This window comes from Gordonia gummivorans (assembly GCF_022513585.1).
Classification (GTDB): Bacteria; Actinomycetota; Actinomycetes; order Mycobacteriales; family Mycobacteriaceae; genus Gordonia.
Genome location: NZ_JAKWBF010000007.1, coordinates 1 through 20799, shown reverse-complemented (window position 1 = coordinate 20799; position 20799 = coordinate 1). Strand labels below are relative to the sequence as shown.

The window sequence follows — 20799 nt, the reverse complement described above, 5'->3', positions numbered from 1 at the left end:
GGCCGATCCTCCCGTCATCGCTCTTGTGGCCGGTTGTCCGTCTAGGAGACGGTCACCACCGGTCCTCCGACCTGCGTACCGTCTCCAGTTTCTCCCGATTCCTCGGCAATTCGCAGCGCTTCTTCGATCAAGGTCTCGACGATATCGGCTTCCGGGACCGTTTTGATGACCTCACCCTTGACGAAGATCTGTCCCTTGCCGTTGCCAGAGGCCACGCCCAGGTCGGCCTCGCGGGCCTCGCCCGGTCCGTTGACCACGCATCCCATCACGGCCACGCGCAGCGGCACCTCCATGCCCTCGAGGCCCGCGGTCACGGCGTCGGCGAGCTTGTAGACGTCGACCTGCGCCCGCCCGCACGATGGACAGGACACGATCTCGAGCTTGCGTGGCCGCAGGTTGAGCGACTGGAGGATCTGGTCGCCGACCTTGATCTCCTCGGCCGGCGGCGCCGACAGCGAGACGCGGATGGTGTCGCCGATGCCCTGGCTGAGCAGAGCACCGAAGGCGACGGCCGATTTGATGGTGCCCTGGAAGGCGGGACCGGCCTCGGTGACGCCGAGGTGCAACGGATAGTCACACTGCGCCGCGAGCTGCCGATACGCCTCGACCATGATGACCGGGTCGTTGTGTTTCACCGAGATCTTGATGTCCCCGAAGCCGTGTTCCTCGAACAGGCCGGCTTCCCACAGCGCCGACTCCACCAGCGCCTCGGGTGTGGCCTTGCCGTACTTCTGCATGAGTCGCTTGTCCAGCGAGCCGGCATTGACCCCGATGCGAATGGGAATCCCCGCTTCGCCCGCGGCCTTGGCGACCTCCTTGACCCGGCCGTCGAACTCCTTGATGTTTCCGGGATTGACCCGCACCGCGGCACAGCCCGCGTCGATCGCGGCAAAGATGTATTTCGGCTGGAAGTGGATGTCGGCGATCACCGGGATCTTCGACTTCTTCGCGATGATCGGCAGTGCGTCGGCGTCCTCTTGACGCGGGCAGGCCACGCGCACGATGTCGCAGCCCGACGCGGTCAGTTGCGCGATCTGTTGCAGGGTGGCGTTGATGTCGTGGGTCTTGGTGGTCGTCATCGACTGCACCGAGATCGGATGGTCGCTGCCGACGCCCACCGTTCCGACCTGGATCTGCCGGGTTCGGCGACGCGGCGCGAGGACCGGGGGCGGACCCGCCGGCATGCCGAGCCCGATCGGTATCGCGGAGTCTGTGGACGCGTTCATCGTCGTATCACCTCAGGAGCCGGTTGTCGTCGCGGTGTCGGTGATCTCGGGCCGGGAGATCACCACGGATTGATGGGGTTGATGATGTCGGCGGTCAGGGTCAGCACCATGAAACCGCCCATGACGATCACCACGGCGTAGGTGATCGGCATCAGCTTGAAGTAGTCGACCGGCCCGCCGGGTGCACGGCCGAACCACCGCCGGACGGTGTTGCGCCCCTTCTCGTAGCCGACGATCGCCATGTGTCCGCCGTCGAGCGGAAGCAACGGGATGAGGTTGAACATGCCGAGGAAGAAGTTGATGGAGATCAGGAGAATCCAGAACATGTCCCAGAGTCCGCGTTCGACGGCCTGACCGCCGAGGACGGACGCCCCGTACACGCTCACCGGGGTGTCCAACGAACGCTCGCCGCCGGTGACCGCGGTCCAGAGCGCGCCGATCTTGGTCGGCAGGCTCAGCAACGCGTCCCAGGTCGCGCGGAACAGGTCGCCGGTGAACACCAGCGCGCCCGGCACGATGGTCAGCGCGTTGTAGTCCTTGACGGCCGGCGGGGCGTCGTAGGCGATGCCGACCATGTTGTAGGTCTGGGTCTCGACACTTCCGTCGGATCTGGTGGCGGTGACCGTGACCGGCTGCGGCGTCATCGTCGCGTCGAACTGCCGACCATCGCGTTCGACGGTGAGCACGATGGGACCGGTGCTCTCCCGGATGACGGGCGTCAGGTCTGCGGCCTTGTCGACGGGCGTGCCGTTGACGGCGACGATCTCGTCGCCGGGAAGCAATCCGGCCGCGGCGGCGGGTCCGGCGCCGGCACAGGGCGACTGCGTCTGCTTGTTGTCCTTGATCTCGATCGACGATGACACACAGTTGGTTTCGGCGACCCGCGCCGGCGTGGGAGGCGGACTGAGATCGGGCAGACCGAAACTCAGCCCGACGATGATGATCAGTACAAAACCGAGCAGGAAGTTCTGGGCCGGGCCGGCGAAGAGGACGACCAGACGCTTCCACGCCTTCTGCTTGTACATCGCCCGATCGCGTTCGTCGGCGGTGAGTTCCTCATGCGGAGTCATGCCGGCGATGTCGCAGAACCCACCGAACGGCAGTGCCTTGAAGCCGTACTCGGTCTCGCCGCGGCGGGTCGACCACAGCGTGGGACCGAAGCCGACGAAGTAGCGCCGGACCTTCATGCCCGTCGCCTGAGCCGCCCACATGTGGCCGCACTCGTGCCAGGCGACCGACAGCAGCAGTGTCACCGCGAACAGGATGACACCGATTGCGAAACTCACGTACCCACTCCATCCGGGCCCACCGTGTGTGGACCGCTTCCGACCAGGACCGCCGCGCGATCACGGGCCCACTGATCGGCTGCAAAGACCTCTTCCACACTACCCGGCGCCGATGACCACTGATCGGCCTCGGAGAGCACCTGCGCCACGATGTCGACGATGCGCGGAAACCGGATCGCACCGTCGAAGAACCCGGCGGCCGCGGCCTCGTTCGCGGCGTTGAACACCGCGGTCATGCTGCCGCCGCGAGTGCCGGCGGCGCGTGCCAGCTCTATGGCCGGGAACACCTCGTCGTCGACCGGCTCGAACGTCCATTGCGAGGCGGTCGAGAAGTCGCACGCCGACGACGACCCGGGCACCCGGTCGGGCCATCCGAGGGCGAGCGCGATCGGCAGTTTCATCGAGGGCGGCGACGCCTTCGCGATGGTCGCGCCGTCGACGAAGGTCACCATCGAATGGACGATCGACTGGGGATGCACCGTCACGTCGATGTGGTCGTAGTCCACGCCAAACAGCAGGTGGGCCTCGATGACCTCGAGCGCCTTGTTCACCAGCGTCGCCGAGTTCAGGGTGATCATCGGGCCCATCGACCACGTCGGGTGGCGGCCCGCCTGTTCTGGGGTGACATCCTCGAGCTGCGCACGCGTCCAGCCCCGGAACGGGCCGCCCGACGCGGTCAGGACCAGGCGGTCGACCTCGGCGGCGGTACCCGCACGCAGGCACTGGGCGATCGCCGAGTGTTCGGAATCCACCGGCACGATCTGTCCCGGAGCCGCAGCGTCGAGCACCAGCGAGCCACCCGCGACCAGGGACTCCTTGTTCGCCAGTGCCAGGCGCGCCCCGGTGGCCAGTGCAGCAAGACTCGGCGCCAGGCCGATCGACCCGACCACCGCGTTGAGAATCACATCGGCCTCGGTCGAATCGATCAGCTCACACATGGCATCGGGGCCGGCCGCAACCGGCCCGCCGAGCCGGTCGGCGAGGTGCCCGGCAGCATCCTTGTCGGCCACGGCCAGTCGGGCGGGCGGGATCGAGAACTCGGCGGCCTGCTCGGCCAGCGCATCGAGGTTGGCTCCGCCGGCACCGAGGCCGACGACCTCGAAGCGGTCGGGATGTTCGCGGATCACCTCCAGCGCCTGCACACCGATCGAACCGGTCGAACCGAGAATGAGCACACGCGTAGGCACCCATCCATTCTGAACCACGGTTTTACGCGGGCGCGGCCGGATGCACCTTGCGCCAGTGTTCGGCGATGTCGATACGCCGGGTGATCCATACCCCTTCATGCGATTGCACGTGATCGAGGAAGCGTTCGAGCGCAGCCAGCCGGGCCGGACGTCCGACGAGCCGGCAGTGCAGACCGACCGAGAGCATCTTCGGTGCCCCGTCGGCGCCCTCGCGGTAGAGCACGTCGAACGCGTCGCGCAGATGGGCGAAGAACTGCTCGCCCGACGGAAACCCACCTGGCGAAGAGAACCGCATGTCGTTGGTGTCGAGCGTGTACGGGACCACGAGGTGATCGACGACGTCGGTGACCCCGTCGGCCTGCCGCGGCACCTTCACCCAGTAGGGAAGATCGTCGGCGTAGCTGTCGGAGTCGTAGACGAATCCACCCTGCTCGACGACGAGCCGGCGCGTGTTCGGCGAGTCCCGGCCGGTGTACCAGCCGAGCGGGCGTTCCCCGGTGATCTCGGTGAGAAGCGAGATCGCCGCCTGCATGTGCTCGGCCTCCACCCTCGCGTCGACCATCTGGTAGCTGAGCCAGCGGTAGCCATGACAGGCGATCTCGTCACCCCGCGCGACAAAGGCCGCGGCCACCTCCGGGTTGCGGGCCATCGCCTGCGCGACCGCGAAGATCGTCAGCGGCAGATCGCGTCGCGAGAACAGACGCAGGATGCGCCACACGCCCGCCCGGGAACCGTACTCGTACAGCGACTCCATGCTCATGTGCCGGTTCGGGAACGACTGCGCGCCGACCATCTCCGACAGGAACGTCTCGCTGCCCCGGTCGTTCTCGAGGACGTTGTTCTCCGAACCCTCCTCGTAGTTGAGGACGAATTGCACCGCGATTCGCGCGTCGCCGGGCCACTGCGGGTCAGGAGTGTGCTCGCCGTAGCCGACCATGTCGCGCGGATACCGTTCGGCTCGATAGTCGGCGAGGGATCGCGGGGACTGGAACATGGCCGAATTCTGTCATCGATCTCGACACGGCGCCTCGCCTACGGCTCGGAGCCGGCTCGATCCGGCGGATCTCGACACGGCGCCTCGCCTGCGGGTAGGAGTTGGCTACCGCTATGCTGATCTCGCGAACTACTACCGATCGTCAGAGACCTGACGCGCAGCGAGGAGTCACCGTGGCAAGCACTGAGGTGGAGCACACCGACACCGTCGACACCGGCTGGGTTCGGGAACCCGCCGACGCTCCGTCCGCACGCTTCGGCTGGCACGGCCAGGCCACCAAGGCCTTCTACATCGCCGGCGTCATCTGCGCGCTGGCGCTCGTCGCCATGATCATCGGCAATCACCACGGCCACATCGAGGACATCTACCTCGTCGGCTTCGCGCTGCTGTTGCTGTTCTTCGTGATTCGCGGCCTGGTCATGAACCGCGGCAAGTGGTCCTAGGACCTCACTCCACTCAGCGCTCTTCGGCTGCGAGCTGACCGCACGCAGCCGCTATCTCCTGCCCACGGGTGTCGCGCACGGTGCAGGACACACCCTGCTCTTGCACGCGTCGCACGAACTCTCGCTCGACCGGTTTGGGACTGGCGTCCCATTCCGATCCGGGGGTCGGATTCAGCGGGATCAGATTCACATGCACCAATGACCCCAGGGCACGACGCAGCTTCTCCCCCAACATGTCTGCCCGCCACGGCTGGTCGTTGACGTCCCGGATCAGTGCGTATTCGATGGATACGCGGCGGCCGGTGGTGTCGGCGTAGTAGCGCGCAGCGTCGAGCACTTCCTGAACGGACCATCGGTTGTTGACCGGCACAAGCGTGTCGCGCAGCTCGTCGTCGGGTGTGTGCAGCGACACTGCGAGCGTCACCGAGAGGCCTTCGTCGGCAAGCCGCCGGATCGAGGGCGCGAGTCCGACGGTCGACACCGTGATCGAACGGGCCGAGATGCCGAGGCCTTCGGGTGACGGAGCGGTGATCTGCCGCACCGCGCTCACCACCCGCTTGTAGTTCGCCAGCGGCTCGCCCATACCCATGAACACGACGTTGGACAGGCGGCCCGGCTCGCCGAACTCGCCGTCGCGCAGCGATCTCGCAGCACATCGCACCTGGTCGACGATCTCCGCGGTCGAGAGATTGCGATCGAGGCCGCCCTGTCCGGTCGCACAGAACGGACACGCCATTCCACAGCCCGCCTGGCTCGAGATGCACAGCGTGTTGCGATCCGGGTAGCGCATCAACACGCTCTCCAGCAATGTGCCGTCGTGCAGTCGCCACAACGTCTTTCGGGTGCTGCCGTCGTCGCAGGAAATGTGGCGGACCGGGGTCAGCAGCGGCGGGAACAGCGCTTGACCGACCGAGGGACGCGCCGCGGCGGGCAGATCGGTCATCTCCGCGACGTCACCGTTGAGACGCCCGTAGTACTGGCGGGCCAGCTGGTTCGCGCGGAACTTGGGCAGACCCAACTCGGCGACGGCTGCCACCCGGGCCTGGGCGTCCAGGTCGGCGAAATGTGTCGGCGGCCGCCCTCTCTTGGGCGCGTCGAACACGAGTGGCAATGACGTCATGACGCCATTGTCGCATGTCATGATGAACCCATGACGACACGAGACCCCTCGCCCGGCCCCGACCCGCAGGCACCTGACGGGTCCGGCGTCCCTCCCCTGCCTGCGCCCGACGCCGAACACCAAGCGCTCCTCGACCAACGCGACCAGATCCGCAGCACCGTCACCGATGTCGAGCACACGCGGGCCAGGGCATCGTGGGTGGGTGTGATCGTCGGCACGATCGTCCTCGTCTTCCTTCTCATCTTCATCCTGCAGAACCTGGAGAGCCAGCAGATCAGCCTGATCTTCTGGGACGTCAACTTCCCGGTCGGCATCAGCCTGCTCATCGCGGCGATCGCGGGTGCGTTGATCGTCGCCCTGGTCGGTGGACTCCGGATGTTCCAGATGAGCCGGGCACTCAAGAAGGCCAAACGGATCGGGCCCGACGCCTGAAGTACCGTCGCCTCCGGGTGGGCGCAACTTCCCGCCCGCCTAGCGCCGGCTAGGTGCGAGCCCGCGCCCCTGGTGAGCTGACTGTGTCGTCTCACCAGCAGTAATCTTCGGATCAGTGACCCACCCGCCGCCTGCGGCGGCGATCGTGGAGGCAGGAAGAGCGTCGTCGGCGCGATCCGCCACAAAAGTAGGGGAAGAAACTTCTTCCCCTACCCTTGGAGTCCTCCCCCAGAGTTTCCTAGGGGACGACTACGAACCTCGGGGAAGAAACTCTTCCCCTAGATTTTGCGGGCACGACGATATCATGTTTGCCCAGCTCAGCGGGGCCGGTCACCTAACCCCTCGGGTCAGAGCAGCGCGGTGAGCACAGCCCACACCACGAAAGCCGACGGCAGCAGCGAGTCGAGTCGGTCCATGATGCCGCCGTGGCCGGGCAGTAAAGTGCCCATGTCCTTGATGCCGAGGTCGCGTTTGACCTGGGATTCCACCAGGTCACCGAGGGTCGCACAGACCACCAGGACCGGCCCCAGGACAGCCCCGACCCACCAGTGGCTGTCCAGGAGGAACAGCACCGAGCACACGGCGCCGATCGTGCCCACCAGCAACGAGCCGACCAGGCCCTCCCAGGACTTCTTGGGACTGATCGCCGGTGCCATCGGGTGTTTGCCGAAGAGAACACCGGCCGCGTATCCGCCGACATCCGAGCAGACGACGACGATCATGAGGGTCGCGACCCGGGCGGCGCCATTGTCCTGCACCACGAGGTTGGCACCGAACGATGCCAGCAGCGGCAACCACGCCAGCACCAGGACCGATGCAGCAAGATCCTGCAGGTAGTTGTGCGGCGCATGCGAAAGGCCCTGCGAGAGCAGCTTCCACACCATGATGACCAGCAGCGTCGCTGCGAAGGCAGCGATCGCGCCGGTCTGTCCCCACGGCCACGACGACCAGATGATCGCCTGCCCACCGAGCAGCAACGGCCAGAACGCGACGTCGTAGCCGCCGGCGCGCAGGCGTTTGGTGACTTCCCACGTGGCCACGAGGAAGGCCACTGCGACCAGGGGATACCAGATCAGCGGCGCGAACAGCAGGATCAGAATGATCGAGACACCGAGCGACATCCCGACGGCGATGGCCGCGGGCAGATCGCGGCCCGCCCGCGACTTGGGCTTCTCGGCCTGGGGCTTCTCAGACGTCGGTGGCGTTCCGGGGTCACCGCGTCGTTGCGGGGCCGCGCTCACACCTCGAGCAATTCGTTCTCTTTGTGCTTCACCAGTTCGTCGACCTGGTGCACATAGCCGGCCGTCGTCTTGTCGAGGTCCTTTTCGGCGCGGGTGACCTCGTCTTCGCCGGCCTCGCCGTCCTTCTGGATCCGCTTCAGTTCGTCCACCGCTTTCCGGCGCACGTTCCGGATGGCGACCTTGGCGTCTTCGCCCTTGGCCTTGGCCTGCTTGACCAGCTCGCGGCGACGATCCTCGGTCAGCTGGGGAATCGAGACGCGGATCAGGGTGCCGTCGTTGGTCGGATTGACCCCGAGATCGGAATTGCGGATCGAGGTCTCGATGTCGCGGAGGGTCGACGCCTCGTACGGCTTGATCACCACGAGTCGTGCTTCCGGTGTGTTGATCGACGCGACCTGCGTGATCGGCGTCATCGTGCCGTAGTACTCGATGTTGACCTTGTTGAACATCGCCGGATTCGCGCGCCCGGTCCGGATGGAGCCCATGTCGTCCTTGGCGACCGACACCGCCTTCTCCATCTTCTCCTCGGCGTCCAGCAACGCGTCGTCGATCATGCTCGTCCCCGTTTCATTTCGTCTCAGGCCTGACTCGGATGTGGTGGTACTGGCCGCTCATGTGCTCACCAGGGTGCCGATCTGCTCGCCCGCGACGGCGCGAGCAATGTTTCCCTCTTGGAGCAAATTGAACACCAGGATCGGCATCTTGTTGTCCATACACAGACTGAACGCCGTCGCATCGGCGACCTTGAGTTCCTTGTCGAGAACTTCGCGGTGAGTGATCTCGCGGTACAGCGTCGCGTCGGGATCGGTCCGCGGATCGGAGCTGTACACGCCGTCGACCGCCTTGGCCATCAGCACGACCTCGGCCTTGATCTCCAGAGCGCGTTGCGCAGCGGTCGTGTCGGTGGAGAAGTAGGGCATGCCCATACCGGCTCCGAAAATCACGACGCGACCCTTCTCCAGATGCCGTTGGGCGCGCAGCGGCAGATATGGCTCGGCGACCTGCCCCATCGTGATCGCGGTCTGCACGCGCGTCGTGACCCCGCGCTTCTCGAGAAAGTCTTGCAGGGCAAGGCAGTTCATCACGGTGCCGAGCATGCCCATGTAGTCCGAACGCGACCGGTCGAGACCGCGCTGCTGCAATTCCGCACCGCGGAAGAAATTACCCCCACCGATGACCACGGCGACCTGCACGCCGCTTGCGACGACGTCGGCGATCTGGTCGGCGACCGTCGCCACGACATCGGGGTCGAGACCCACTTCGCCGCCGCCGAACATCTCGCCACCGAGCTTGAGCAGGACCCGGTGGAAACCCGCACGATCGGACTGCTGAACCTGGGGGCCTTCGCTCATCGATTTCCTCACTCGTCGGCGGTCATTTATCTGCAGATCATCTTAGGCGCCACCGCGTTGCGCTCGTGACACCCCGGCCGAGGTGAGCGTCCCGCGATACGCAACGGCCCCGTGGCCACCGGGAACGGTGAACCACGGGGCCGTGACGGTGTCTACGTGATCAGGCCTGGCCGACCTCGAAGCGGACGAAACCGTTGACGGTCACACCGGCATCGTCGAGAAGCGCCTTGACGGTCTTCTTGGAATCCTGGACCGACGGCTGATCGAGCAGCACGACGTCCTTGTAGAACCCGTTGACCCGGCCCTCCACGATCTTCGGGAGTGCCTTCTCCGGCTTGCCTTCTTCCTTGGCGGTCTGCTCGGCGATGCGTCGCTCGTTCTCGACGACGTCGGCCGGCACCTCCTCGCGGGTGGCGTAACGCGCCTTCAGCGCGGCCACCTGCATGGCAGCACCGCGAGCGGCGTCCGCAGCAGCTTCGCCGTCACCGTCGTAGGAGACGAGCACGCCGACGGCCGGCGGCAGGTCCGACGCACGCTTGTGCAGGTAGACGGCGACAGGTCCGTCGTAGTAGGCGACGCGGCGCAGTTCGAGCTTCTCGCCGATCTTGGCCGAGAGCGCAGCCACCGCCTCGTCGACGGTTCCGCTGCCCAGCGCAGCCTTCTTCAGCTCGTCGACGTCGCTGGTCTTGGCGGCCGCGGCCGCCTCGACGATCTGGTCGGCGAGCGTCTGGAACTCGGCGTTCTTGGCGACGAAGTCGGTCTCCGAGTTGATCTCGATGAGCGCTCCGTCCTTGGCGGCGACGAGGCCCTCGGCAGTCGACCGCTCGGCGCGCTTGCCGACGTCCTTGGCACCCTTGATGCGCAGTTCCTCGACGGCCTTGTCGAAATCACCGTCGTTGTTCGCGAGTGCGTTCTTGCAGTCCAGCATTCCAGAGCCGGTGAGTTCGCGGAGACGCTTCACATCGGCTGCGGTGTAGTTCGCCATCGTTGGCGAGCCTCCTTCTTCACGAGTGTTGTCGAGATCTGCAGACATGAAGATCTCGGGGCCGGACGACCAGTGAGTCGTCCGGCCACGATCGAGCTACTGTGCGGCGCTCGACTCGGTTGCGGCGTCGCCGGCCGGAGCTGCGGCCTGCGTCAGCAGTTCCTGCTCCCACTCGGCGAGCGGCTCGCCGCCACCGGCCTCCGGCTTGGAGTCGTCGGCGGACTGGCCGGCCCGTGCCTGCACGCCCTCGGCGACCGCCGACGCGACCACGCGGGTCAGCAGGGCAGCACTGCGGATCGCGTCGTCGTTGCCCGGGATCGGGTAGTCGACGAGATCGGGGTCGCAGTTGGTGTCGAGGATGGCGATGACGGGGATGTTGAGCTTGCGTGCCTCACCGACAGCAATGTGCTCCTTGTTGGTGTCCACCACCCAAACGGCGGATGGCACCTTGGCCATGTCCCGGATACCACCAAGGGTGCGCTCGAGCTTGTTCTTCTCACGCGTGAGCATGAGAATTTCCTTCTTGGTACGTCCCTCGAAGCCGCCGGTCTGCTCCATGGTCTCGAGTTCCTTCAGACGCTGCAGGCGCTTGTGGACGGTCGAGAAGTTGGTGAGCATGCCACCGAGCCAGCGCTGGTTCACATACGGCATACCGACGCGGGTGGCCTCGGCGGCGATGGACTCCTGCGCCTGCTTCTTGGTACCGACGAAGAGGATGGTGCCGCCGTGGGCGACGGTCTCCTTGACGAACTCGTACGCCTTGTCGATGTAGGTCAGCGTCTGCTGCAAGTCGATGATGTAGATGCCGTTGCGGTCGGTGAAGATGAACCGCTTCATCTTCGGATTCCAACGGCGGGTCTGATGCCCGAAGTGCGCGCCGCTGTCCAGCAGCTGCTTCATGGTCACAACAGCCATGAGTCGATTCCTTTGTGTGCAGTTACATCGATCACCGGCGGTGATCGATCCTGGCGCCTGAGGCCGGTGAAACCCGCTCCGGAAATCCGGCCGGGACTGCTCACACGGCGTGTTCGCATCTCGCGATTCAGGCGCGCGAAGTCACCCCACGAAGTCGTTGACTACGACTCCGGTGAGGTGCGGCAACGAGTTTACGCCGGTCGAGGCCGCAAAACCAAAACGCCTCCACACGGATCCGAACCGTCCGCCGCGGCGTCGAACCTGTGTGAGCACACCACACCGCATCACCCTGTCGGCCTGGCTCGTGACGGCCGTCGTGGAGGTGGTGATCGCCGTCGTCCTGCTGTGGCTCGTGCCGGCCGCGGTCGCGGCGGGCCCCAGGCAGTATTCGGTGCCGTTGACGCCACGCCCGACGGTCGTACGCGGGTTCGACGCCCCCGAACACCGCTGGCAGGCCGGGCACCGAGGTGTCGATCTCGCCGCGACCACGGGGGCGCCGGTGCTCGCCGCAGGGGCCGGGTTGGTCCGTTTCGCCGGCGAGGTGGCCGGCCGTCCGGTGGTGTCGATCCAGCACCCCGACGGGGTGATCACCACCTACGAGCCTGTCACGCCGACCGTCTCACCGGGCGATCATGTCGGACGCGGCGACCCGATCGGGACCGTCCTCTCCGGCCATCCGGAACGCCCGGTCGCCGTGTGCCTGCACTGGGGCGCACGACTCGGAGCCGGTCGGACGGCGCGCTACCTCGATCCGCTCGGGTTGATCGGCGCGGTCCGGGTCCGGCTGAAACCGGTGCAGCCCGACTCGTGAGGGCAGTCCATCACGCCCGGGGATGCGCCTGCCTGTGCACCGCGCGCAGTCGTTCGACGCTGACGTGGGTGTAGATCTGCGTGGTGGCCAACGACGAATGGCCGAGCAACTCCTGCACGACCCGCAGGTCGGCGCCACCTTCGAGCAAGTGTGTCGCCGCGCTGTGGCGAAGGCCATGCGGACCCATTGCGGGCCCGCCTGCCGCCTCGACCGCCCGCGTGACCACCGTCCGCGCCATCCGCTGGTCCAGGCGGCCGCCACGGGCACCGAGCAGCAGCGCGCTACCGGAAGCCGGTCCGGCCAGCGACGGCCGGCCCAGCTGTAGCCACCGGCCAAGTGCCTGGTCGGCGGGCTCACCGTAGGGAACAGTGCGTTCCTTGTCGCCCTTGCCGATCACCCTCAGCACTCGTCGGTGGCGGTCGGCATCGTCGACGTCGAGTCCGCACAACTCGCCCACCCGGATACCACTTGCGTAGAGGAGCTCAAGGATCACTTTGTCCCGCAACGCAATCGGATCATCGTCGGGCCGGTCGACAGTTGTCGACGCAATGGCAGAATCCGCTTGGTCCGGCGCCAGGACACCCGGCAGGGTGCGATGCGCCTTGGGGGCACGCAGCCGCTGTGAGGGATCGTCGGCCAGCCAACCCTCTCGCGTGGCCCAGGCACAGAAGGTCTTCACCGACGACACCTGCCGCGCGATGGTCGTACGGGCCGCACCCCGACGGGTGTGCTCGGCGAGCCACGCCCGCAGGAGGTCGAGTCCGATGTCGGAGACCGCGACGCCGCGCGCACCGGCGAAGGCGATCAGGCCGCGTGCGTCACCCACGTACGCGCGCACGGTGTGTTCGCTTCGCCCCTTTTCCAGGCGCAGGTACTCCGCGAAATCATCCAGCACACCGACGAGACAACCCGGAGCGCTGCCGGCCCGCAAGCGCACACACCCGTCGTGACCCGATCGTGGCGGAGCCAGTGCCCTAGCCGCGCTTGGCGCCGGCGAGTTGCTGCGCTCCCCCGTCTTCGGCTTCACGCAACTGCGCCTTCCACTGACGGAACCCTTCTTCGGTCCGCCCTCGGCGCCAGTAGCCCGAGATCGAGGCGTTGGCGGCGCTCACCCCGCGTTCCTTGCGGATGTAGCCGCGCAGATTGTGCATGACGGCCTGCGCCTCGCCGTGGATGAAGACCTGCGGCTCGCCGTCGAGCCACTGCGCCTCGCGGACGGCGGCGATCAGTGGAGCGTTGTCGCCGGCAAGTTCGTCACCGACCTCGCCGGCCGGGCCGCCCCGGTGCACCCACACCACCTCGGCTCCGGATGGCGCGGTGATCGGGAGCTCGTCCTCCGGCCCGGCGACCTCGATGAAGACCTTCGCGATGGCATCGCCGGGCAGGGCTTCGAGAGCCGCCGCCACCGCAGGCAACCCGGCCTCGTCGCAGGCGAGCAGATGCCAGGGCGCATCGGCCTTGGGCTGGTAGCCGCTGCCCGGGCCGAGGAATCGGACGGTCTCGCCGGGTTGAACTCGCGCCGCCCACGGGCCGGCGATGCCCTCGTCACCGTGTACGACGAAATCGACGGCGATTTCTCGCTGCGCGGCATCGATCGAGCGGACCGTGTAGGTACGCAGCACCGGTTGCTGCTCCGGTGGCAGCGTCTTGCGGAGCGCCTGAGGATCGAAGGGTTCGGGGTATTCGACGCCCTCGGGAGTGAAGACGAGCTTCACGTACATGTCCGTGTCGGGCTTGCCCGACGACCCGATGGCGGGCTCGAAATCGTTGAATCCGTCGCCGCCGAGATATACCCGGACGAAATGCGGGCTGAGCCGCTCGGTCCGTTGGACCGTCATCGTGTTGACACGCTTGGCCATCACACCTCCTGGTGGTAAGTCGCTGTCCAGCGTACGCGCGAAACACCGGCGACTTAGGCCCCCCTAACCTGTCGGGTTGCTGAGAGTCCTTGGTCAAGCGTCCAATCTGTGTAACGATCACACACAGTCGGGCGATTAAGTAGATTCATTACAAGATCCACACTGGTTAATATCTGTAGGCGGGCCGCCCGCCGGAGGTTTCAATGCCCGACGTCACAGCGCCGCGACGCGGCACACGCCTCGGCGCCCAGCGACTGAGCCCCGATGACTGGCTCTCCGCCGGAATGCGACTCCTGGTGGACGAAGGCATCGATGCGGTCAAGATCTCACGGTTGAGCTCGATGCTCGGTGTCACCAAGGGCAGCTTCTACTGGCATTTCGCCGACATCGCCGCCCTCAAGACCGCGCTCGCGCAGCGTTGCGCCGACTCGTACAGCTCGATTCTGACCCACCTCGACGATCTGTCGGCACGACCTCCGCGCGAGCGGCTGATCGCGATGAGCAAAATGATCGTCGAACCGCGACGCCGGCAGGCGCAGGCAGCGCTTGGACGGTGGGCCGAGGTCGACGAGATCATGGCGGAGTCAGTGAAGCACCTCGAAGAACGGGTCCATGCCGTCGTCACCGACGCGATGCGCGAACTCGGTTTCACCGACGACCAGGTGCATGCCCGCGCGTCGGCCCTGCACTATGCCGGAATCGGATACGTCCACGCACGCCGAGCGCCGGACCACTTCGCCGAGTTCACCGACGAACACGTGAGCATCGTCATCGATCTGCTGACCCGACCTTGATCCGACGAGTCGGGGGACCACCCGCGCAATCACTCACGCCAGACACCATCCACCACCATCGGCGGCCACCAGACCCGCGACGTCGAGAGCGGCCAACGCCGACCGCACGGCCGGCAGGTCGAGACCGGACGAGACGGCGATCTCCGCGAGCGTCACCGCTCCGCGACCGGGAATCGCGTCGTGCACCCGCTTCTGCTCGTCGCTGAGCCCGTCGGTGGGCCGGCCACGTCCTCCCGGCGCGTCGCCGTTCCCCTCGGGACGTACCAGCGCGATCACACCGTCGACGTCGTAGACCAGGGCAGCCTGCTGATCGGCGATCATGCGATGACATCCGACCGAGGTCGCCGACGTCACGGGTCCGGGAACCGCGCCCAACGGCCGCCCCAACTTTCGCGCCCAGGCCGCCGTGTTGGCCGCGCCCGACCGTCGCCCCGCCTCTACGACGACCGTCGCGCCCGAGAGCGCTGCCACCAACCGATTGCGGGTCAGAAAGCGGTGCTTCGCAGCGGTCGTCCCCGGCGGATACTCGCTGATCACCGCACCGACTCGAGCGATCTCTCGCAGCAACTGCGTATGCGCCGCGGGATAGTCGCGGTCGATGCCACACGCCATCACGGCCACGGTCTGCCCGGCCGACCCCAGAGCAGCCCGGTGCGCGACACCGTCGACGCCGAAAGCACCCCCGGATACGATGGCAAAACCGTTGCTACACAGTCCCGATGCCAGAGTCGCGGTCACATGCTCTCCGTACGACGACGCCGCACGCGACCCGACGAGCGCCACGGATGCCAGAGTCAAGTCATCGAGCCGCATCTGCCCCCGAACCCAGAGTGCCAGCGGCACACCACCTCTCGCCGCCGTATCAGCAGTCGCCAAGGACAATAGTGCGTATCCGGGCCACTCGTCGTCATCGGGGGTCACGAGGCGGGCGCCGATCCGCTGTGCATCGTCGAGGTCGGCGCGGGATCGATCGACGTCCGCGCGCGACTCGGTTGCGAGCAAGGCCGCGTCGTGGCCCGACGGCACCGACCGCTTGCGGATGGCGTGCGCCGCATCGAGCACTCCGAGGGCCTCGACGAGGTCGATCACCGGAGCCGACGGCGGCTCGGCGACCCGCGCAAGGTACGCCCAGGCTGCCCGCCCGGCCTCGTCGACGATCACCAGCTCGCTCCCCGGTCGCGGAACATGAGTGCCTGCGCCACATCGTCTTCGGTGGGCGAATCGTCTCCGCGCAGATCGCACAGGGTCCACCCGAGACGCAATGCGCGATCCGCACCGCGTGCCGTCACCCGTCCGTCCCGCAGGAACAGTTCGATGGGTCGCAGAGCCGCCGGCGACAGACGGAATTGTTGACGCAGAGCCGAACCCGGCACCTCGGCGTTGGTGAGCCAACCATGCCCGCGCCAGCGATCGGCCGCAGCCGCCCGCGCCGCGGCCACCCGATTCCGCATGATGTCGGACGCCTCGCCGATCGTGGTCATCAGGGCGGTGTTGCCCGGCGGATCCATCCGGACCCGGATGTCGATGCGGTCCATCAGTGGACCGGACAGTTTGCCCAGGTACCGGCGGCGGACGAGGGCCGAGCAGACACAATCGACGTCGTGCGCAGGCGCGCACGGGCACGGGTTGGCCGCCATGATCAGCTGAAAGCGCGCCGGATAGCTCGCCACTCCGTCCCGACGCGACACTCGAACCTCCCCTTCTTCGAGCGGTTGCCGCAAGGAATCGAGCACCTTGGGGCCCATCTCGGCACACTCGTCGAGAAACAACACTCCGCGATGCGCGCGGGACACCGCACCGGGCCGCGCCATACCGGTACCGCCGCCGAGTAGGGCGGTGACCGAGGTGCTGTGGTGCGGCGCGATGAACGGTGCCTCCACGATCAACGGGTGCCCCGGGCGCAACGTTCCGGCAATCGAATGGATCGCGGTCACTTCCAGGGACTCCTCTTCACCGAGGGGCGGCAGAATTCCCGGCAGTCGACGTGCGAGCATCGTCTTTCCGATTCCCGGAGGTCCGGTCATCAGAACGTGATGGGCTCCCGCAGCGGCGATTTCGAGTGCATGCCGCGCCTGGACCTGCCCGACCACATCGGCCATGTCCGGAATGTCCGGCGGCGGGGCACATTCGCCACTGCCGACGGTGTCGAGCACATGATCTCCGTCGAGCCACCTCGCCACCTCCGAAAGGCTGTCCGCACCGCCGATGTCCAGGCCACTGACCAACGTCGCCTCTGCCACGTTGGGGCGAGGCACCACCGCATGGGTGAACCCGGCAGCCCGTGCCTTCACGAGAGCCGGCAAGACCCCGCGCACCGGCCGCAGCCGTCCGTCGAGGCCGAGCTCACCCAGGAACACCGTGTGCCGTATCCGCGTCGTCGCCACCTGCTCGGTGGCGGCCAGAATCGCCAGGGCAATCCCCAGGTCGAAGGACGACCCCGACTTCGGAAGGTCCGCGGGCGCCAACGCCACCGTCACCTTCAGATCGGGAAAGGTGAACTTGGAGTTGGTGATCGCGGGCCGGACCCGATCCTTGGCCTCGCGCAGCGCGGCGTCGACGTGACCGTGAATCGTGAAGCCGGGCAAACCCTGACCCGAGTTGGCCTGGATCTCGATGCCGGTGGCCGCAAAGGCGTTGAGCGCCACCGAATAGGTGTGGCCGAATCCCATCTGCCGCATGGCGATCAGGCGAAGACGCCGCGATGATGGCGGACCGCGGCGGCCGCGGTGTCCTCCGGATCGCGCGGATCGAGTTGGATCGATATCACGTCGAATCGGATCTGCTCCCACCCGTGACCGTTCTCGGCCAGCCACATCCGGATGAGTCGCCGCATCCGGGACAGCTTCTGCGGTGTCACCGCGGCCACCGGATCGGTGTAGGTCCGGCTCGCGCGGGTCTTGACCTCGACGACCACCAGCACCCGACCCTGCGCCGCGATCAGGTCGAGTTCGCCATAGCGGTTGCGCCAGTTGCGATCCAGCACCCGCCACCCGCGTGCGGTGACGAACTCGGCGGCCACATCCTCGCCGATCCGACCCACAAGTCGGCGGCGATCATTGCGACCTCTAGGGCGTTGCGGTGCGACGTCTTCTGTCATGCACCAGATCCTGACCGACCGATCGGCATGGATCGGCCAGGGTGACCCCACGGTGCATCGAACTGTGGATTCAGGCCGGACTGTTAACAGCCTCCACGGTCGCCGACGGAACGCGACCCTTCCTCACGGCTCGTCGGGCAATCGCAGTTCGGGCTTCTCGAGTTCCTCGATGTTGACGTCCTTGAAAGTGATCACCCGAACCTGCTTGACGAACCGCGCCGGGCGGTACATGTCCCACACCCAGGCGTCGCTCAGCCGCAGTTCGAAATAGATCTCACCGTCGGTGTTGCGCGGAACCATGTCCACCGCGTTCGCGAGGTAGAAGCGCCGCTCGGTCTCGACCACATAGGTGAACTGGCCGACGATGTCCTTGTACTCGCGGTACAGGGAGAGTTCCATCTCGGTTTCGTACTTCTCGAGATCCTCAGCACTCATCCTGTAAGCCTATCTCCCTGCACTGCACCGCCCGCGATCACTCGGGACGCAACATTACGGTAGGACATCCGGTGCTGCGGCGACGGTCCGGCAACGTCGATGCAAGCCATGTGGTGTGCGGTGCTGTATCCCTTGTGCACCGCGAAGTCGTAACCCGGAAGCTCGGTGTCCATTGCCACCATGATGCGGTCGCGGGTCACCTTGGCGATGATGCTCGCGGCCGCTATGCACGCAGCCGAGCCGTCGCCGCCGATCACCGGAAGCGACGGTGCAGTGAGCCCCGGCACCGCGAATCCGTCGGAGAGAACGTAGCCGGGCGTCACCTCGAGGGCGGCGACGGCACGACGCATGCCTTCGATGTTGGCCACGTGAATACCGATCCGGTCGATCTCTGCGGCGTCGATGATCACTGCGCTCCAACTGTGCGCATAGCGGGTCACCGCGCGGTACAACGTCTCCCGGGTGCGCTCGGTGAGACGTTTGGAATCGTCGAGATCTGCCAGGGAGGCGAGCTGGGTGGGTTTGAGAACGCAGGCGGCCACCACGAGCGGTCCAGCGCATGCGCCCCGACCGGCCTCGTCGACGCCGGCCACCGGTCCGAGTCCGTTGCGGTACAGCGCGAACTCGAAGGTCCGCAGGGCAGCGGCCCGACGAATCGGGAAACGGGGCGGCCAGCGATTCATCGAACCCTCACTGCTGAGGGTTGATCGCGTCGACACCACCGATCCGCGAGAACGGATAAATGATGAACCGGACCTTGCCGCGGATGTCGCCGACCGGCACGGTGCCGTGGTACTGGTCCTCCATGTGGTAGCGCGAGTCCGCCGAGTTGCCCCGGTTGTCGCCCATCACCCACACATTGCCGTCGGGCACCGTCACCGGCCCGAAGTCCTCGCCATAGCAGGGCACCGGCTTGCCATCGGGCCCCTGGATGCCAGGATTCTGCGCTTGGAGCTCTTGATTGATGTACGGCTCGTGCAGTGGTTTGCCGTTGACCTTGACGCCGACACCCTCGGCGTTGTGGCATTCCACGGTTTGACCACCGACGGCGATCACCCGCTTCACGAGATTGTTCTCGTCCGGTGGCGCAAACCCGAACCAGGACAGACCGTCCTGGAACCGCTTGATCACCGGGTTGGTCGAGCGAGGTGATATCCAACTGCCCGACCATGACTCGGAAGGTGCCTTGAAGACGACGACGTCGCCCGGTTCGGGATCGCCGAACCGATAGGTCATCTTGTCGATGACGATGCGATCGTTGGTGCAGCCCTCACAACCGATGAGGGTCTCCTCCATCGACTCCGACGGGATCACGTACTGACGGCCGACGAAGGTCTGGAGCACCCAGGTGAGCAGCAGCACGCACGCGATGATGATCGCGACCTCGCGCAGGAATGATCCCGACTTGCCCGACTTCTTCTCGTCGTCGTCGGTGTCACTCTTCAGGCGCCACGGACGCTTCTCGCCTGCTTCGGCGTCCGGATCGGCGGCGGCGTTCGCCGCAGAGTTGTCCGGATCGATGCGCGTCGGTTCGGCGTCGGCAGTGACATCATCTCGAACCGGGTCGGGGTTGGTCCCGTCGTCGTCTGTGCTGTGCGTGTCGGCCACGTCGTCAGGTTAGACGCGTCAGCGCTTTTCCTTGATCTTGGCTGCCTTGCCGCGCAGATCGCGCAGGTAGTAGAGCTTCGCACGACGCACGTCACCGCGGGTGACGACATCGATCTTCGCGATGTTGGGGCTGTGCACCGGGAAGGTACGCTCCACGCCCACACCGAAGGACACCTTGCGCACGGTGAAGGTCTCGCGCACGCCGCCGCCCTGGCGCCGGATCACGACGCCCTTGAACACCTGCACGCGCTCCTTGCTGCCCTCGATCACCTTGACGTGAACGTCGAGGGTGTCGCCGGGGGCGAAGTCGGGGATGTCGTCGCGCAGCGACTGCTTGTCGAGGAAGTCAAGGGTGTTCATTGGTCGTGGTCCTGTTCTGGCGTGAACGATGAGTAGAGGAACCTGGCGGTCCATGCTGAGATGGGCTCGACCGGTTCGTGCTCCGAGTCGTGTGGTGCGCTGGGCAGTGTCCGCGTGTGCGGTACCTGCGTCAGGCAACCCGACTATTGTGCCAGAGGAACCCGCCTCCGACGAAATCGCCGAGACGGCAACCAGCTCGACCACATGCACTATGCACTCGACTGGGCCGGCTCGTATCGATTCCCGCAGTTCAGAGGGCTGTCAACGAACTCTTCGGATCATCGACCCACCGGCCGTGTCCGCGACAACCGGTGCCTTCATGTTTCCGCAGTTCAGGAGGCCGAAAGCAGTACTCTTCGAGTCAGCGACCCACCCGCCGCCTGCGGCGGCGATCGTGGAGGCGGGAAGAGCGCGGTCTCGTCGTAGAAACCGCATTCGTGGCCAGAAACCGCCAGTTTGGCCGGAAACCGCTGGTGCGCACCGGGTTTCTCACCAGACACGCGGTTTCTGAAATCGCGACACGCCGACAATTCGCCTCAGCGGCGGACACTTCCCACTCAAGGGGTGCTGGCGACATCTGCGCGCGTGTCTCCCATCTGCGCGCGATGCTGCAGTTGCGAGCACATGGGAGAAACGCGAGCACCTTCATCGTCG

23 protein-coding genes are annotated in these 20799 nt (G+C 66.2%); 4 read left to right on the top strand and 19 right to left on the bottom strand.

Annotation, left to right across the window (positions count from 1 at the left end; all coding sequences use genetic code 11):
- Nucleotides 1-41: 41 nt before the first annotated feature.
- From ispG to puuE, 4 genes are read right to left on the bottom strand one after another with little or no spacing between them, the layout of a single operon-like run.
- Nucleotides 42-1226 (bottom strand): flavodoxin-dependent (E)-4-hydroxy-3-methylbut-2-enyl-diphosphate synthase, encoded by a 1185-nt coding sequence (ispG, locus tag MKW15_RS07090; protein ID WP_240856889.1) that lies wholly within the window; start codon nucleotides 1224-1226, stop codon nucleotides 42-44.
- A gap of 59 nt (nucleotides 1227-1285) precedes the next feature.
- Complete coding sequence (locus MKW15_RS07085) at nucleotides 1286-2512, bottom strand: M50 family metallopeptidase (RefSeq protein ID WP_240856888.1); 1227 nt, start codon at nucleotides 2510-2512, stop codon at nucleotides 1286-1288.
- Nucleotides 2509-3699, bottom strand: coding sequence for a 1-deoxy-D-xylulose-5-phosphate reductoisomerase (dxr, locus tag MKW15_RS07080; RefSeq protein WP_240856887.1), 1191 nt, complete (start codon nucleotides 3697-3699; stop codon nucleotides 2509-2511). Before dxr ends, MKW15_RS07085 begins: the two co-directional genes overlap by 4 nt.
- 22 nt (nucleotides 3700-3721) lie before the next feature.
- Nucleotides 3722-4693, bottom strand: coding sequence for an allantoinase PuuE (puuE, locus tag MKW15_RS07075; RefSeq protein ID WP_240856886.1), 972 nt, complete (start codon nucleotides 4691-4693; stop codon nucleotides 3722-3724).
- A gap of 173 nt (nucleotides 4694-4866) precedes the next feature.
- Here puuE and MKW15_RS07070 point away from each other — a divergent pair, with 173 nt between their 5' ends.
- On the top strand, nucleotides 4867-5136 hold the full coding sequence (locus MKW15_RS07070) for a DUF2631 domain-containing protein (protein ID WP_240856885.1): 270 nt from the start codon (nucleotides 4867-4869) through the stop codon (nucleotides 5134-5136).
- A 13-nt stretch (nucleotides 5137-5149) separates the two neighbouring features.
- On the opposite strand, the gene rlmN is transcribed toward MKW15_RS07070, so the two are convergent.
- Nucleotides 5150-6256: a dual-specificity RNA methyltransferase RlmN gene (gene rlmN, locus MKW15_RS07065; protein ID WP_240856884.1), complete on the bottom strand. Its 1107-nt coding sequence runs from the start codon at nucleotides 6254-6256 to the stop codon at nucleotides 5150-5152.
- Between the two features lie 30 nt (nucleotides 6257-6286).
- Here rlmN and MKW15_RS07060 point away from each other — a divergent pair, with 30 nt between their 5' ends.
- Complete coding sequence (locus MKW15_RS07060; RefSeq protein ID WP_240856883.1) at nucleotides 6287-6688, top strand: LapA family protein; 402 nt, start codon at nucleotides 6287-6289, stop codon at nucleotides 6686-6688.
- Between the two features lie 347 nt (nucleotides 6689-7035).
- Here MKW15_RS07060 and MKW15_RS07055 read toward each other — a convergent pair whose 3' ends face one another.
- The 5 genes from MKW15_RS07055 to rpsB all read right to left on the bottom strand — a co-directional run bounded on the left by MKW15_RS07055 (nucleotide 7036) and on the right by rpsB (nucleotide 11181).
- Nucleotides 7036-7833, bottom strand: coding sequence for a phosphatidate cytidylyltransferase (locus tag MKW15_RS07055; RefSeq protein ID WP_240857025.1), 798 nt, complete (start codon nucleotides 7831-7833; stop codon nucleotides 7036-7038).
- A 92-nt stretch (nucleotides 7834-7925) separates the two neighbouring features.
- Nucleotides 7926-8483, bottom strand: coding sequence for a ribosome recycling factor (gene frr / locus MKW15_RS07050; protein ID WP_240856882.1), 558 nt, complete (start codon nucleotides 8481-8483; stop codon nucleotides 7926-7928).
- Between the two features lie 57 nt (nucleotides 8484-8540).
- A complete protein-coding gene (pyrH, locus tag MKW15_RS07045) occupies nucleotides 8541-9281 on the bottom strand; it encodes a UMP kinase (RefSeq protein ID WP_240856881.1) in 741 nt (246 codons plus the stop codon).
- 160 nt (nucleotides 9282-9441) lie between these two features.
- Nucleotides 9442-10266 (bottom strand): translation elongation factor Ts, encoded by an 825-nt coding sequence (gene tsf / locus MKW15_RS07040; protein WP_240856880.1) that lies wholly within the window; start codon nucleotides 10264-10266, stop codon nucleotides 9442-9444.
- Between the two features lie 96 nt (nucleotides 10267-10362).
- Nucleotides 10363-11181, bottom strand: coding sequence for a 30S ribosomal protein S2 (rpsB, locus tag MKW15_RS07035; protein WP_240856879.1), 819 nt, complete (start codon nucleotides 11179-11181; stop codon nucleotides 10363-10365).
- A gap of 328 nt (nucleotides 11182-11509) precedes the next feature.
- On the opposite strand from rpsB, the gene MKW15_RS07030 reads away from it, so the two are divergent.
- The gene (locus MKW15_RS07030) at nucleotides 11510-11992 is read left to right on the top strand and encodes a M23 family metallopeptidase (RefSeq protein ID WP_374246683.1); all 483 of its coding nucleotides are present in this window, start codon (nucleotides 11510-11512) and stop codon (nucleotides 11990-11992) included.
- A gap of 10 nt (nucleotides 11993-12002) precedes the next feature.
- Here the strand turns inward: MKW15_RS07030 and MKW15_RS07025 are convergent, their stop codons facing one another.
- Together MKW15_RS07025 and MKW15_RS07020 are read right to left on the bottom strand one after the other, a co-directional pair.
- Nucleotides 12003-12887, bottom strand: a complete 885-nt coding sequence (locus MKW15_RS07025; protein WP_240856878.1) for a tyrosine recombinase XerC — start codon at nucleotides 12885-12887, stop codon at nucleotides 12003-12005.
- Between the two features lie 79 nt (nucleotides 12888-12966).
- A complete protein-coding gene (locus MKW15_RS07020; protein ID WP_240856877.1) occupies nucleotides 12967-13851 on the bottom strand; it encodes a siderophore-interacting protein in 885 nt (294 codons plus the stop codon).
- Nucleotides 13852-14054: 203 nt separating this feature from the next.
- Between MKW15_RS07020 and MKW15_RS07015 the strand changes: the two genes are divergently transcribed.
- Nucleotides 14055-14645, top strand: a complete 591-nt coding sequence (locus MKW15_RS07015; protein WP_240856876.1) for a TetR/AcrR family transcriptional regulator — start codon at nucleotides 14055-14057, stop codon at nucleotides 14643-14645.
- 33 nt (nucleotides 14646-14678) lie between these two features.
- Here the strand turns inward: MKW15_RS07015 and dprA are convergent, their stop codons facing one another.
- From dprA to rplS, 7 genes are all read right to left on the bottom strand, one after another.
- Complete coding sequence (gene dprA / locus MKW15_RS07010) at nucleotides 14679-15806, bottom strand: DNA-processing protein DprA (RefSeq protein WP_240856875.1); 1128 nt, start codon at nucleotides 15804-15806, stop codon at nucleotides 14679-14681.
- A complete protein-coding gene (locus tag MKW15_RS07005) occupies nucleotides 15803-17314 on the bottom strand; it encodes a YifB family Mg chelatase-like AAA ATPase (protein ID WP_374246681.1) in 1512 nt (503 codons plus the stop codon). The genes dprA and MKW15_RS07005 overlap by 4 nt, the downstream gene beginning before the upstream one ends.
- 14 nt (nucleotides 17315-17328) lie before the next feature.
- The gene (locus tag MKW15_RS07000; protein ID WP_240856873.1) at nucleotides 17329-17742 is read right to left on the bottom strand and encodes a YraN family protein; all 414 of its coding nucleotides are present in this window, start codon (nucleotides 17740-17742) and stop codon (nucleotides 17329-17331) included.
- Nucleotides 17743-17865: 123 nt separating this feature from the next.
- Nucleotides 17866-18177 carry a DUF2469 domain-containing protein gene (locus MKW15_RS06995; RefSeq protein WP_240856872.1) on the bottom strand — a complete coding sequence of 104 codons (312 nt, stop codon included), beginning with the start codon at nucleotides 18175-18177 and terminating at the stop codon, nucleotides 17866-17868.
- A complete protein-coding gene (locus MKW15_RS06990; RefSeq protein WP_240856871.1) occupies nucleotides 18174-18860 on the bottom strand; it encodes a ribonuclease HII in 687 nt (228 codons plus the stop codon). Before MKW15_RS06990 ends, MKW15_RS06995 begins: the two co-directional genes overlap by 4 nt.
- Before the next feature lie 7 nt (nucleotides 18861-18867).
- Nucleotides 18868-19698, bottom strand: coding sequence for a signal peptidase I (lepB, locus tag MKW15_RS06985; RefSeq protein ID WP_240857023.1), 831 nt, complete (start codon nucleotides 19696-19698; stop codon nucleotides 18868-18870).
- A 105-nt stretch (nucleotides 19699-19803) separates the two neighbouring features.
- Nucleotides 19804-20145: a 50S ribosomal protein L19 gene (gene rplS, locus MKW15_RS06980; protein WP_240856870.1), complete on the bottom strand. Its 342-nt coding sequence runs from the start codon at nucleotides 20143-20145 to the stop codon at nucleotides 19804-19806.
- Nucleotides 20146-20799 lie beyond the last annotated feature (654 nt).

Excerpts from the sequence above, each read along its gene's own strand:
- frr (WP_240856882.1), bottom strand. The coding sequence starts at position 8,483 with ATGATCGACGACGCGTTGCTGGACGCCGAGGAGAAGATGGAGAAGGCG.
- rplS (WP_240856870.1), bottom strand. The coding sequence starts at position 20,145 with ATGAACACCCTTGACTTCCTCGACAAGCAGTCGCTGCGCGACGACATC.
- MKW15_RS07005 (WP_374246681.1), bottom strand. The coding sequence starts at position 17,314 with ATGGGATTCGGCCACACCTATTCGGTGGCGCTCAACGCCTTTGCGGCC.
- ispG (WP_240856889.1), bottom strand. The coding sequence starts at position 1,226 with ATGAACGCGTCCACAGACTCCGCGATACCGATCGGGCTCGGCATGCCG.
- puuE (WP_240856886.1), bottom strand. The coding sequence starts at position 4,693 with ATGTTCCAGTCCCCGCGATCCCTCGCCGACTATCGAGCCGAACGGTAT.
- pyrH (WP_240856881.1), bottom strand. The coding sequence starts at position 9,281 with ATGAGCGAAGGCCCCCAGGTTCAGCAGTCCGATCGTGCGGGTTTCCAC.
- MKW15_RS07020 (WP_240856877.1), bottom strand. The coding sequence starts at position 13,851 with ATGGCCAAGCGTGTCAACACGATGACGGTCCAACGGACCGAGCGGCTC.
- MKW15_RS06990 (WP_240856871.1), bottom strand. The coding sequence starts at position 18,860 with ATGAATCGCTGGCCGCCCCGTTTCCCGATTCGTCGGGCCGCTGCCCTG.
- rlmN (WP_240856884.1), bottom strand. The coding sequence starts at position 6,256 with ATGACGTCATTGCCACTCGTGTTCGACGCGCCCAAGAGAGGGCGGCCG.
- MKW15_RS07015 (WP_240856876.1), top strand. The coding sequence starts at position 14,055 with ATGCCCGACGTCACAGCGCCGCGACGCGGCACACGCCTCGGCGCCCAG.
- MKW15_RS07000 (WP_240856873.1), bottom strand. The coding sequence starts at position 17,742 with ATGACAGAAGACGTCGCACCGCAACGCCCTAGAGGTCGCAATGATCGC.
- MKW15_RS06995 (WP_240856872.1), bottom strand. The coding sequence starts at position 18,177 with ATGAGTGCTGAGGATCTCGAGAAGTACGAAACCGAGATGGAACTCTCC.
- tsf (WP_240856880.1), bottom strand. The coding sequence starts at position 10,266 with ATGGCGAACTACACCGCAGCCGATGTGAAGCGTCTCCGCGAACTCACC.
- MKW15_RS07060 (WP_240856883.1), top strand. The coding sequence starts at position 6,287 with ATGACGACACGAGACCCCTCGCCCGGCCCCGACCCGCAGGCACCTGAC.
- rpsB (WP_240856879.1), bottom strand. The coding sequence starts at position 11,181 with ATGGCTGTTGTGACCATGAAGCAGCTGCTGGACAGCGGCGCGCACTTC.